At 70.2% G+C, this 12,480-nt stretch carries 11 protein-coding genes; 4 read left to right on the forward strand and 7 right to left on the reverse strand.

Annotation, left to right across the window (positions count from 1 at the left end; translation table 11 throughout):
- Positions 1–12: 12 nt before the first annotated feature.
- On the forward strand, positions 13–2,631 hold the full coding sequence (mutS, locus tag ACAZ03_RS00265) for a DNA mismatch repair protein MutS (RefSeq protein WP_373355330.1): 2,619 nt from the start codon (positions 13–15) through the stop codon (positions 2,629–2,631).
- 165 nt (positions 2,632–2,796) lie between these two features.
- On the opposite strand, the gene ACAZ03_RS00270 is transcribed toward mutS, so the two are convergent.
- On the reverse strand, positions 2,797–3,381 hold the full coding sequence (locus ACAZ03_RS00270; RefSeq protein WP_373355331.1) for a nucleotide exchange factor GrpE: 585 nt from the start codon (positions 3,379–3,381) through the stop codon (positions 2,797–2,799).
- A gap of 18 nt (positions 3,382–3,399) precedes the next feature.
- Positions 3,400–4,461 carry a heat-inducible transcriptional repressor HrcA gene (gene hrcA / locus ACAZ03_RS00275; RefSeq protein WP_373355332.1) on the reverse strand — a complete coding sequence of 354 codons (1,062 nt, stop codon included), beginning with the start codon at positions 4,459–4,461 and terminating at the stop codon, positions 3,400–3,402.
- A gap of 126 nt (positions 4,462–4,587) precedes the next feature.
- Here hrcA and rph point away from each other — a divergent pair, with 126 nt between their 5' ends.
- From rph to hemW, 3 genes are read left to right on the forward strand one after another with little or no spacing between them, the layout of a single operon-like run.
- Positions 4,588–5,301, forward strand: a complete 714-nt coding sequence (gene rph / locus ACAZ03_RS00280; protein WP_373355333.1) for a ribonuclease PH — start codon at positions 4,588–4,590, stop codon at positions 5,299–5,301.
- Entirely contained in the window at positions 5,294–5,905 is a 612-nt protein-coding gene (gene rdgB / locus ACAZ03_RS00285; RefSeq protein WP_373355334.1) for an RdgB/HAM1 family non-canonical purine NTP pyrophosphatase, read from the forward strand. Before rph ends, rdgB begins: the two co-directional genes overlap by 8 nt.
- Positions 5,895–7,034 carry a radical SAM family heme chaperone HemW gene (gene hemW, locus ACAZ03_RS00290; protein WP_373355335.1) on the forward strand — a complete coding sequence of 380 codons (1,140 nt, stop codon included), beginning with the start codon at positions 5,895–5,897 and terminating at the stop codon, positions 7,032–7,034. The genes rdgB and hemW overlap by 11 nt, the downstream gene beginning before the upstream one ends.
- On the opposite strand, the gene ACAZ03_RS00295 is transcribed toward hemW, so the two are convergent.
- From ACAZ03_RS00295 to mnmE, 5 genes are read right to left on the reverse strand one after another with little or no spacing between them, the layout of a single operon-like run.
- Positions 7,031–7,921: a ParB/RepB/Spo0J family partition protein gene (locus ACAZ03_RS00295; protein WP_373355336.1), complete on the reverse strand. Its 891-nt coding sequence runs from the start codon at positions 7,919–7,921 to the stop codon at positions 7,031–7,033. The genes hemW and ACAZ03_RS00295 overlap by 4 nt on opposite strands.
- A complete protein-coding gene (locus ACAZ03_RS00300) occupies positions 7,921–8,706 on the reverse strand; it encodes a ParA family protein (RefSeq protein ID WP_373355337.1) in 786 nt (261 codons plus the stop codon). Before ACAZ03_RS00300 ends, ACAZ03_RS00295 begins: the two co-directional genes overlap by 1 nt.
- A complete protein-coding gene (gene rsmG, locus ACAZ03_RS00305) occupies positions 8,699–9,319 on the reverse strand; it encodes a 16S rRNA (guanine(527)-N(7))-methyltransferase RsmG (RefSeq protein ID WP_373355338.1) in 621 nt (206 codons plus the stop codon). The genes ACAZ03_RS00300 and rsmG overlap by 8 nt, the downstream gene beginning before the upstream one ends.
- Entirely contained in the window at positions 9,316–11,190 is a 1,875-nt protein-coding gene (gene mnmG / locus ACAZ03_RS00310) for a tRNA uridine-5-carboxymethylaminomethyl(34) synthesis enzyme MnmG (RefSeq protein WP_373355339.1), read from the reverse strand. Before mnmG ends, rsmG begins: the two co-directional genes overlap by 4 nt.
- A 2-nt stretch (positions 11,191–11,192) precedes the next feature.
- Positions 11,193–12,461 (reverse strand): tRNA uridine-5-carboxymethylaminomethyl(34) synthesis GTPase MnmE, encoded by a 1,269-nt coding sequence (mnmE, locus tag ACAZ03_RS00315; RefSeq protein ID WP_373355340.1) that lies wholly within the window; start codon positions 12,459–12,461, stop codon positions 11,193–11,195.
- Positions 12,462–12,480 lie beyond the last annotated feature (19 nt).

A 12,480-nucleotide genomic window follows, 5' to 3' on the forward strand; every position in this document is an offset into this window, starting at 1 on the left:
GAGGGGGCAGGCATGGCCGCGGACGGCGCCACGCCGATGATGGCGCAATATCTGGAGATCAAGGAGAGCCAGCCCGGCGCGCTCCTCTTCTACCGGATGGGCGATTTCTACGAGATGTTCTTCGACGACGCCCTCGCCGCGGCGGAGGCGCTCGACATCGCGCTGACCAAACGCGGCAAGCATCTGGGCGAGGACATCCCGATGTGCGGCGTGCCCGTCCATGCCGCCGAGGGCTACCTCCTCCAGCTCATCCGCAAGGGCTTCCGCGTCGCCATCGCCGAGCAGATGGAGGACCCGGCGGAGGCCAAGAAGCGCGGCTACAAGGCGGTCGTGAAACGCGACGTGGTTCGGCTGGTCACGCCGGGGACGCTCTCGGAAGAGGCGCTGCTCGATGCGCGCCGCCACAACTTCCTCGCCGCTTACGCCGAGATCCGCGACGAGGGAGCGCTCGCCTGGGTCGACATGTCGACGGGCGGCTTCTGGGTCACCACCTGCCCTGCCTCGCGGCTCGCGCCGGAGCTCGCCCGGCTCGGCCCCCGCGAGGTGCTGATGGCCGAGGGGGCGGAGGCGCCCTATGCCGCTTTGGTGGCGGAGGCGGGGGCGGCGCTGACCCCCGTTCACCGCGGCACCTTCGATTCCACTGCCGGCGAGCGGCGGCTCGCGGGGCTGTGGAACGTCGGCTCGCTGGAGGGCTTCGGGGCCTTCACCCGCGCCGAGGTCTCCGCCATGGCGGCGCTGGCCGAGTATCTCGACCTGACGCAGCGCGGGCAGATGCCGCTTCTCCGCCCGCCGCAGCGCGAGCGGGCCGGGAGCATGATGCAGATCGACGCGGCGACGCGGCGCTCGCTGGAGCTGACCCATGCGGCGGGCGGCGGCCGGGCCGGCTCGCTCCTCGCCTGCATCGACCGGAGTGTCACGGCCGCCGGCGCGCGGCTGCTGGAGCGGCGGCTCGCCGCCCCCTCCTGCGACCTCGCGCTGATCGGGGACCGGCAGGCGGCGGTGACGGCGCTGGTGGAGGGCGGCGCGCTCCGCCGTGACCTCCGGAGCCAGCTCCGCGCGGTGCATGACGTCGACCGCGCGCTCTCCCGCCTCGCCCTCGGCCGCGCCGGCCCCCGCGACATGGCCGCCATCCGCGATTCGGTGGCAGAGGCCGGGCGGCTGGCCGAGCGGCTGGCTCCCGAAACCCTGCCGGAGCTGCTGGGGGAGGCGGCGGGCGCGCTGACGGGGCTCGAGGACCTGACGGAGCTGCTGGACGCCGCGCTGGTCGCCGAGCCGCCCCTCCTGGCGCGGGACGGCGGCTTCGTCGCGGCCGGCCATGATGCGGAGCTCGACGAGGCCCGGACGCTCCGCGACGAGGGGCGCGGTGTCATCGCCGGGATGCAGGCGCGCTATGTCGAGCTCTCGGGCGTCGGCTCGCTGAAGATCAAGCATAACAACGTCTTGGGCTATTTCATCGAGGTCACGGCCACGCATGAGGCCAAGCTCCGCGCCCTGCCCGAGACCTTCATCCACCGCCAGACCACCGCCAGCCAGGTGCGGTTCACGACGCTGGAGCTGAACGAGCTGGAGAGCCGCATCCTCAACGCCGGCGCCCGGGCGCTGGAGATCGAGAAGCGGATCTTCTCCGAGCTGACCGGCGCCATCCTCGCCGAGGCCGGCCCGCTCGGCGCCCTCGCGAGAGCGCTGGCGGAGATCGACCTCGCCGCCGGGCTCGCCGAGCTGGCGGCGGCCGAGGACTGGGCGCGCCCGGTGCTGGAAGACAGCCGCGCCTTCGAGATCACCGCCGGCCGCCACCCGGTGGTGGCCGAGGCGCTGCGGCGCGAGGGCAAGCCCTTCGTGGCGAACGATTGCGGGCTGTCGGACAGCGCCATCTGGCTGCTGACCGGGCCGAACATGGCCGGCAAGTCGACCTTCCTCCGCCAGAACGCCCTCATCGCCATCCTCGCGCAGATCGGCGCCTGGGTGCCGGCGGAGGCGGCGCGGATCGGGCTGGTCTCGCAGATATTCTCGCGCGTGGGGGCCTCCGACGACCTCGCGCGCGGCCGCTCGACCTTCATGGTCGAGATGGTGGAGACGGCGGCGATCCTCCATCAGGCGGATGACCGGGCGCTGGTGATCCTCGACGAAATCGGCCGGGGCACGGCGACCTGGGACGGGCTGTCGATCGCCTGGGCTGTCTTGGAGCACCTCCAGGCCGTCAACCGCTGCCGGGCGATCTTTGCGACGCATTATCATGAGCTTGCCGCGCTGGCGCAGCGGCTCAGCGGGGTGGAGAACGCCCATGTCGCGGTGCGCGAATGGGAGGGCGACGTGATCTTCCTGCACGAGGTGCGGGAAGGCGCGGCGGAAAGCTCCTACGGCGTGCAGGTGGCCAGGCTGGCCGGCCTGCCCGAGGCGGCGGTGGCGCGGGCGCGGGAGGTGCTGCAGGCGCTCGAGGAGGGCGAGCGCGAGGGCGGCGCCTCGGCCGCGCTGATCGACGACCTGCCCTTGTTTGCCGCCGCCCATGCTCCGGCGCCCAAGCCTGTGGCGAAAGTCTCCGAGGTGGAGGCGGCGCTAAAGGAGGTGCTGCCGGACGAGCTCAGCCCGCGCGAGGCGTTGGAGCTGGTCTATCGGTTGAAGGGGTTGCTTTAGAGGGGCCGGAGGGGCCGGGCTGAAGCCCGGCCTACGGGCCGGCCCGCGGCTCGTCCCACGGGCAAGAAGGGAGGGAGGGCGCCGAGACGCCCCTCCCCCTTTCATCTGGCCATAAATACCTCGAGGGGGGTCCGGGGGGCTGGCCCCCCGGCCTCTCCGCCAGGCTCAGTTCGCCGGGGTCGAGGACACACCCACCTGCGCGGCGCGGAGGAGCCGGCCTTGCAGCGTGAAGCCGCTCGCCATCACCTGGATGATGTCGCCGGCCTTGGTGCCGGGCACCGGGGCCTCGAACATGGCCTCGTGCATCTTGGGGTCGAAGCGCTCGCCGACTTCGGGGATGATCTGCACGATGCCGTGCTTGGAGAAGGTGTCGAGCAGCGCCCGCATGGTCAGCTCGATGCCTTCCACCAAGGGCGCATGGTCCTTCTTCAGCTCCTCTCCCACCGCGTCGAGGGCGCGGGAGAGGTTGTCGTAGATCGGCAGCAGGTCGCCGGCGAGGCGGGAGGCGCCATAGGCCTCGCCCTCGCGTCGCGAGCGGTCGGCGCGCTTGCGGGCGTTCTCGGCATCGGCGAGGGCCCGGACGAAGCGGTCCTTGTAGGCGTCGCGCTCGGCGATCACCGCCTCGAAATCGGGGCTTGCCTGTTCGCCTTCGGCGCGGGCCGCGTCGATCTCGGCCTGTTCGGCCTCGATGGCCTCGGCCTCCGCAGCCAGATCGTCGAGGCTTTGCGGCTCGGGGTTCTTGCTCGACATGTCGTCCTCTTGGTTTCCTCAGGTCCGGCCGGACAGCAGGCGTCCGACGAGCTGGGCCGTATAATCGACGATGGGCACGATGCGGCCGTAGTTGAGCCGCGTCGGGCCGATGATGCCGACGGCACCGATGATCTTTCGGTCGGCGTTCATATAGGGAGAAACCACCAGAGAGCTACCCGAAAGTGAAAAGAGCTTGTTTTCGGAGCCGATGAAGATCCGTACCCCCTCGCCGCCCTCGGCAAGCTCCAGAAACGAGGCAATGTCGCGCTTGCGTTCGAGATCGTCGAAGAGCAGGCGGATGCGCTCCAGATCGGCCTCGGTGCCGTCGCCGCCTAGCAGGTTGCCGCGGCCGCGCACGATCAGCCGGTCGGGCTCGCCATCGGCGACCGCCCAGGAGGCGAGGCCGGATTCGACGAGGCTGGCGGCGAGCGAATCGATCTCCTGCCTCCGGTTGGCGATCTCGCGGGTCATGACCGTGCGGAGTTCGGAAAGGCCGCGCCCCTCGGCGATGGCGGAGACGAAATTCGCCGCCTCGCGGAGCGACGCCGCCGTCTGGCCGGGGGGCGGGGTGAAGAGCCGGTTCTCGACATGGCCATCGGCGAAGACGATGACCACCAGCGCCCGGTCGGGCGCGAGCGAGAGGAACTCCACATGGCGGATCGGCGCCTCGTGCTTCGGCGCCAGCACCAGCGAGGCGCCGCGCGTGAGGCCGGAGAGCGCCGCGCCCACACGGTCAAGGAGCGCCGGCACCTCGGATTCGGTGGCCGCCGCGCCGTCGAGGAGCTCGCGTTCCTCCCCCGCGAGGTCGGAGACCTCGAGGAGCCCGTCGACGAAGAGGCGGAGCCCCGCCTCGGTCGGCATCCGGCCGGCGGAGACATGGGGCGAGCCGAGAAGGCCGAGATATTCGAGATCCTGCATGGTGTTGCGGATCGTGGCCGCGCTCACCGGCTCGCTCATCGCGCGGGTCAGCGAGCGCGAGCCGACGGGGGCGCCGGTCTCGAGATAGGCCTCCACCACGCGGCGAAAGACTTCGCGCGAGCGGTCGGAGAGATCCTGAATATTCGGGCTCGTTTCCTGCATGGGCTCTCTTGCCGGGGGCCGGGGCGGGACCGGGGACATTAAGCCCGAGGCTGCGGCGGCGTCAATGAGGGTTGGTTTTCGGGCAGGCGGAGCGTATCCCGCCGGCTGAACAAAGAGGAGAGAGCCATGCGTCCGTCCGGCCGTGCGAACGACGAATTGAGGGACATTTCCATCGAGACGGGGGTGAATGCGCATGCGGAGGGCTCCTGCCTCATCAAGGTGGGGCGGACGCAGGTGATCTGCACCGCGACGCTGGAGGAGAAGGCGCCGCCGTTCCTCAAGGGGTCCGGGCTCGGCTGGGTCACGGCGGAATACGGCATGCTCCCACGCGCGACGAACACGCGGATGCGGCGCGAGGCGAAGACCTCGCAGGGCGGGCGCACGCAGGAGATCCAGCGGCTGATCGGCCGGTCGCTCCGCGCCGGGGTCGACCGGGTGGCCCTGGGCGAGCGGCAGATCGTGGTGGATTGCGACGTGATCCAGGCCGATGGCGGGACGCGCTGCGCCTCGATCACCGGCGGCTGGGTGGCGCTGCGGCTGGCGGTGAACAAGCTGATGAAGGCGGGGCTGGTGACGGCCGATCCGCTGGAGGTGCCGGTGAGCGCGGTGAGCTGCGGGATCTACGCCGGCCAGCCGGTGCTCGACCTCGACTACCCGGAGGATTCCGAGGCGGGGGTCGATGGCAATTTCATCCTCTGCGGCGAGAAGCTGGTGGAGGTGCAGATGAGCGCCGAGGGGTCGACCTTCACGCGGGCGCAGATGGGCGAGCTCTTGGACCTCGCCGAGAAGGGCTGTGGTGATTTGATGAAGGCGCAGCTCGCGGCGGTGGAGAATGCGTAGATTTGAGGGCGAGCGGCTGCTGATCGCCACGCATAACGCCGGCAAGCTGGCCGAGATGCGGGCGCTGCTGGCGCCGTTCGGGGTGGAGGTGAGCTCCAACGCCGATCACGGGCTCCCGGAGCCCGAGGAGAGTGAGGAGAGTTTCGTCGGCAATGCTCGCATCAAGGCGCGAGCCGCGGTGGCGGCGACGGGGTTGCCGGCGCTGGCGGACGATTCCGGGATCGAAGTCGAGGCGCTCGGCGGCGCGCCGGGCGTGCACACCGCCGATTGGGCGGAGACGCCGGGGGGCCGCGACTTCGTGCAGGCGATGACGCGGACCTGGGAGGAGCTGGAGCGGATCGGCGCGCCGGAGCCGAGGCGTGCGGCCTTCTGCTGCACGCTGGTGCTGGCCTGGCCGGACGGCCATGAGGAGGTCTTCGAGGGAAGGATGCCAGGGCGCCTCGTCTGGCCGATGCGCGGCGCCGAAGGTCATGGCTATGACCCTATCTTCCAGCCGGAGGGCCATGAGATGACCTTCGGCGAGATGGACCCGGCGGAGAAGAACCGCATCTCGCATCGGGCGAAGGCGGTGAAGGCGCTGGTGGAGGGCTGCTTTGGGGCCTGAGGGCGGTTTCGGGCTCTATGTGCACTGGCCGTTCTGCCAGGCGAAATGCCCTTATTGCGACTTCAATTCCCATGTGGTGAGCGCCGTCGACCAGGGGCGCTGGGCCGATGCCTTCGAGGCGGAGATCGCCCGCTACGGCGCGGAGACGGGCCGGCGGGTGTTCGGCTCGATCTTCTTCGGTGGCGGCACGCCGAGCCTGATGCAGCCCGAGGTCGTGGCGCGGGTGATCGAGGCGGCGCGCGGGCAATGGGACTTCGCCAATGACATCGAGGTGACGCTGGAGGCGAACCCGACCTCCGCCGAGGCGGCGCGGTTCGAGGGCTATCGGGCGGCGGGGGTGAACCGCCTGTCGATGGGCGTGCAGGCGTTGAACGATGCGGATCTGAAGGCGCTGGGGCGGCTGCATTCGGCTGCCGAGGCGATGGAAGCTTTCGCGATGGCGCGGGAGCTGTTCGGGCGGGTCTCCTTCGATCTCATCTATGCGCGGCAGGGGCAGGATGTGGCGGCCTGGGAGGCGGAGCTCGGCCGGGCGCTGGAGCTCGCCGTCGACCACCTGTCGCTCTACCAGCTGACCATCGAGGACGGGACGGCCTTCGGGGCGCGGGCGCGGGCGGGCAAGCTGCGCGGGCTCCCCGGAGAGGACGCGGCGGACGAGATGTGGGATGTCACCCAGGCGCTGACGGCGGCGGCCGGGATGGCGGCCTATGAGGTGTCGAACCACGCCGGGCCGGGGGCGGAGAGCCGGCACAACCTCATTTACTGGCGGAGCGGCGACTGGGTCGGTGTCGGGCCCGGGGCGCATGGGCGGCTGACGCTGGATGGCACGCGCTGGGCGACGGAGACGGCGCTGCAGCCGGGGGCTTGGCTCGCCGCTGCGGAGGCCGGGCGCGGGGAGGCGTCTCGCGAGGCGCTCGGGGGCCGGGAGCGGCTGGAGGAGCTTCTGATGATGGGGCTGCGGCTGTACGAGGGCGTCGAGTGGCGGCGGGCGGAGGCGCTCGGAGGCGGGGATTTACATCCTAAAATCAACGGCTTGGTTGACATCGGCATGCTGGAGGCGGGCGAGCGGCTGCGTGCCACGCCGGAGGGGCGGCCGGTGCTGAATGCTGTGCTGCGGAAGCTTCTCGCCTAGCCGCCGAGGGCACGCAGCAGATCGTCGAGCTGGTCGAGATCGCGGTAGTGGAGCGCCAAGGTGCCGCCCTCGCCGCCCGGCTTGTGGGTAATGCTGACGCCCATCTTGAGCTGCGCCGCAAGTTCGGCCTCAAGCGCCCGCGTGTCGGCATCCTTCTCGGCGCTCGGGCGCGGCTGGCGCGGCTTGGGGCTGAGGCCCTGCTTCACCAGCTTTTCCGTGGCGCGGACCGAGAGGCCGCCCTGCAGAATGCGCTTGGCGAGGGCCGAGGCCTCGGGATGCCCGACCAGGCAGCGGCCGTGGCCGGCGCTGAGCGAGCCGTCGGTCAGGTAGCCCTGCACATCATCCGGCAGCGCCAGGAGGCGGAGGAGATTGGCGATATAGGGGCGCGATTTGCCTAAAGCCGTCGCCAGCTGCTCCTGCGTATGGCCGAAGCGGTCCATCAGGGCGCGGTAGCCGGCAGCCTCGTCGACGGGGTTGAGATTGGCGCGCTGGATGTTCTCGATGATGGCGATCTCGAGAACATCGGTTTCCGAATAATCGCGGATCAGCACGGGCATCTCGTGCAGCCGGGCGAGCTGCGAGGCGCGCCAGCGGCGCTCGCCGGCGACGATCTGGTAATCTCCCGGATGGGTCGGATCGGGGCGAACGATGATCGGCTGGATCACGCCGCGACGGGTGACGGAATCGGCGAGCTCCTTGAGCTCGGCCTCGTCGAAATGGCGGCGCGGCTGATCGGGATTGGGGCGGATGCGCTCGATCGGCAGATGTGTGTCGGGGCGCTTCGGCGCCTCGGGCGTCGCCGGGGTGACATCGGCCATGAGGGCGGAGAGGCCGCGGCCGAGCCCGCGGGTCTTCGGCTTCGGAGCGCTATCGGATTTGTCGGCCATCAGCCCTCCTTCCCCGCGTTGCGGGCGATCAGTTCGGCGGCAAGGGCGCGGTAGGCGAAGGCGCCCGTCGAATTGGTGTCGTAATCGAGCACGGGGCGCGCGAAGGACGGCGCCTCGGAGAGGCGGACGTTGCGCGGGATGACGGTGTCGAAGACAAGGTCTCCGAGGTTCTCCCGCGCGTCCTCCTCGACCTGGCTCGCAAGGTTGTTGCGGCGGTCGACCATGGTGAGGACGACGCCGGCGATGCGGAGGTCCGGGTTCGGCCCGGCGCGGAGCTCGCGGACCGTCAGCATGAGCTGGGAGAGGCCCTCAAGGGCGTAGAATTCCGCCTGCAGGGGCACGAGCAGCGCGTCGGCCGCGACGAGGGCGTTGAGGGTGAGAAGGCTGAGCGCGGGAGGGCAATCGATCAGGATGATGTCGTAGGGCGAGTCAGTGCGGAGGGCCCCGCGCAACAGGCGCATCCGTTTTTCATTGTTTATCAGGTCGATATCGGCGGAGGAGAGGTCCGTTGTCGCCGGAACGATCGAGAGATTCGCGAAGCTCGTCGGGCGGGTGGCGGCGGCGAGATCGGCGTCTCCAGCCAGCAAATCGTAGGTGGTGACGGGCCGGTCGTCGCGCTCGATACCGAGGCCGGTGGAGGCGTTGCCCTGGGGGTCGAGGTCGACGAGGAGCACCTTTAGCCCGTGCTCGGCAAGGCCCGCGCCGAGGTTGATCGCCGTCGTCGTCTTGCCGACGCCGCCCTTCTGGTTGGCGATGGCGATGATGCGGGCGCCGGGCTCAGCCACGGGTGATCCTTTCGAGGGTCAGGAGGGTCGCGTCGGGATCCGTCTTACTTTGGCTTCGGGTGAGATCAAAGTGCCATCCGGGCGCGGCGGCCAGCTCTTCCTCCGCGCGGCGTCCCTTCGGCAGGATCGCGCGGCCGGTCGGCGACAGGTGGCGGGTGACGAGCGGCAGGAGTTCCGCGAGAGGCTTGAGGGCGCGGGCGGAGACGACATCGGCCTCGAGCGGCGGGAGCGACTCGACCCGTGCGGCGTGGATCGTGGGCGTGAGCGAGAGGGCGCGAGCCGCCTGGCGCAGGAAGGTCGCCTTCCGTTGGTCGGATTCGACGAGGGTGATGCGTGCCGTGGGATTGAGTTCCGCCGCCAGCACCGCGATCACGAGACCGGGGAGGCCGCCGCCGGCGCCAAGGTCGGACCAGTGGCTGAAACTCTCCGGCGCGAGGCAATAGAGCTGTGCAGAATCAAGAATATGGCGGTGCCAGACATCCTCTGCCGTGCCCGGGGCGATCAGGTTGATCCGGGCCGTCCATTTCAGGAGGTCGGCCGCGAAGGCCTCCAGCCGCTCCCGTGTTTCACGTGAAACATCGAGGCCCGGGAGCAGCTCCGTCCGCCCGGTCACGCGATCTTCGCCTGCTCCTGGCGCTTCAATCGCGCGGTCAGGAGAAGGAGGGCCGCCGGGGTCATCCCCTCGATTCGCGCCGCCTGGGCGATGGAGACAGGGCGAACCCGCTGGAGCTTGAGCTTGAGCTCGTTGGAAAGCCCCTCGATCGGCGCATAGTCAAACCCGGCCGGGATCGTCAGCGCCTCGTCGCGTTGGAGCGCCGCGATGTCGCGGGACTGCCGCTCAAGGTAGTGCATGTAGAGCGCATCGCGCTTCAGCTGAACCTGGATCGGCTCGGGGATGTCGGCCAGCTCGGGCGCAATCTGCAGGAGCTGCGGGAAGTCCGCATCCGCCAGCGCCAGCATTTCCAGCGCCGAGCGGCTCTCGCGCTCGGGGTTGAGGTTGACGCCGGTCCCCGCGATGGCACGCGCCGTCAACGACACGCCCTCCAGCCTGGACCGGCCCGCCTCCAGCGCATCGGCCTTGGTGGAAAAGGCGCTCCACCGCCCGTCGCCCACGCAGCCGATCTTGCGGCCAAGCGGGGTCAGCCGCTGGTCGGCATTGTCGGCGCGGAGCGAGAGGCGGAACTCGGCGCGGGAGGTGAACATCCGGTAGGGCTCTGTCACCCCATGGGTGATCAGGTCGTCGATCATCACGCCGATGTAGCTGGTCGAGCGCGTGAAGTGCAGCGGCGCCCCATCGGTGGCGCGGCGCGCGGCGTTCAGGCCCGCCACCAGCCCTTGCGCCGCGGCCTCCTCGTAGCCCGTCGTGCCGTTGATCTGGCCGGCGAGATAGAGGCCCGGGAGCGCTTTCAGCCCCAAGTCGGCGTCAAGAGCACGCGGATCGACGTAATCGTACTCGATGGCATAGCCGGGCTGCAGGATCATCGCCTGCTCCAGCCCGGCGATGGAATGCACATAGGCCTCCTGCACATCGGCCGGAAGAGAGGTCGAGATGCCGTTGGGATAGACCTGATGGCTCTCAAGCCCTTCCGGTTCAAGGAAAATCTGGTGAGAGGTCTTCTCGGCGAAACGGACGACCTTGTCCTCGATCGAAGGGCAATAGCGCGGCCCGACCCCCGCGATGTGGCCCCCATACATGGCGGAACGCGTGAGGTTGTCGCGGATGATCTCATGCGTCCGCTCGTTTGTCTGGGTGATACCGCAGGCCACCTGGCGAGCGACGGGCGCATCCGAGAGGAAGGAGAAGAGGCTCGGCACCTCGTCCCCCGGTTGCATCTCCATCCCCTCCCAGTTGATCGTGCGCCCGTCCAGCCGGGGGGGCGTGCCCGTCTTCAGGCGGCCCATCGGCAGGTCGAGCGCATCGAGCCGCTCCGCCAGCTTCTGCGAGGGCGACTCGCCCATGCGGCCGCCCGGGCGCGACACATCGCCGATGTGAATGACGCCGCGCAGGAAGGTGCCGGTGGTCAGCACCGCTGCCCTGCAAGAGATCTCGCTGCCGTCCCCCAGGATGACCCCGGCCACTTCGCCGGCCGAGACCATCAGGTCCGTCACCTCGCCCTCGATGATCGTCAGCCCCGCGCGCGCCTGAAGCTCCCGCTGAATCCCCTCCGCATAGCGCGCCCGATCGGATTGCGCGCGGGGGCCCTGCACTGCCGGCCCCTTGCGCCTGTTGAGCAGGCGGAACTGGATGCCGGCGTAATCCGCGACGCGGCCCATCACGCCATCCAACGCGTCGATTTCGCGGACGAGATGGCCCTTGCCCAGCCCGCCGATGGCCGGATTGCAAGACATCGCGCCGATACCCGCGACCTTGAGCGTGACGAGCGCCACCTCGGCGCCCATCCGAGCCGCCGCATGCGCCGCCTCAGCGCCCGCATGGCCGCCGCCGATCACGATGACATCAAAGCGTTGTTTCACGTGAAACACTCCTACTTCCCGATGCAGAAGCTCGAGAAGATCTCATCCAGCAGATTTTCGACGCCCACCCGACCGATAAGCATGTCTAGCGCCCGCGTCGCTTCGCGGAGCCGCTCCGCCGCGAGTTCGGCCCGGTCGGACCCCGCTCTTACCTCAGCTTCCGCCGATTCCAAAGCCCCTACGGCCGCTTCGACCGCCCGCAACTGCCGCTGCCGGTGGATCGTCGCCGCCCCGGCGCTCCGCTCCGCGAGCCGAGCCCCGATCTGCTCCAGAAGCGCGCTCACCCCCTGCCCCGTGAGTCCGGAAACCTCCCCCTCCCCGAGGTCCGCCTTGCCGCGCACCGTCAGGTCCCCCTCGCGTGGCGCCATCAGCGGCAGGTCCTCGCCATCGAGGAGGATCACCCGCAGATCGGCGGCCTCCGCCCGCTGCAAGGCCCGCTCGACGCCGATCCGCTCGACCTCGTCCTCCGCCTCGCGCAGCCCGGCGGTATCAAGGAGTGTCACCGGCAGGCCGGCGATCTCCATCCGCACCTCGATGACGTCCCGCGTCGTCCCCGCCACCCGCGAGGTGATCGCTGCCTCGCGCCGCGCCATAGCGTTCAGAAGCGTCGATTTCCCCGCGTTCGGCCGGCCGACGATGGCCACCTCGAACCCCTCACGCAGCCGCTCCGCCGCCCCGTAGCCCGCAACCTCGCCCCGCAGCTCCGGCAGCACCCGGCCGATCAGCTCCAGCACCTCGGGCGCCACATCGACCGGCACCTCCTCGTCGGCGAAGTCGATCGTTGCCTCGATCAGCGCCGCCGCCCGGACCAGCGCCACCCGCCAGCCCGCCGCCTTCTCGCCGAGCGCCCCGGCCAGCACCCGCACCGCCTGGCGCCGCTGCGCCTCCGTCTCCGCCTCAATCAGATCGGCGAGCCCCTCGACCTGCGCGAGGTCCAGCCGCCCGTTCTCCAGCGCCCGCCGAGTGAACTCCCCCGCCTCCGCCGGCCGCAGGCCCTGCCCCGCCAGCGCCTCCAGCACCGCCGCCACCACAGCGCGGGAGCCATGGACCTGCACCTCCACCACCGCCTCGCCGGTGAAGCTCCGCCCGGCTTCGAAGGTCAGCACCAGCGCCTCGTCGATCAGCCCCGCCGGCCCGACGAGCCGCGCCAGCCGCCGCCCGTGCGCCGGCAGCGGCCCGGCCAAAGCCTCGCCGGCCGCAAGCGCGCCAGGCCCCGAAACGCGCACCACCGCCACACCGGCTTTCCCGGGGGCGGTGGCCGTGGCGAAGATGGTATCCATCGCCTATCTCATTGTCAGA

The organism is Pseudoroseicyclus sp. CXY001, from assembly GCF_041714655.1.
Taxonomy (GTDB): domain Bacteria; phylum Pseudomonadota; class Alphaproteobacteria; order Rhodobacterales; family Rhodobacteraceae; genus Pseudoroseicyclus_A.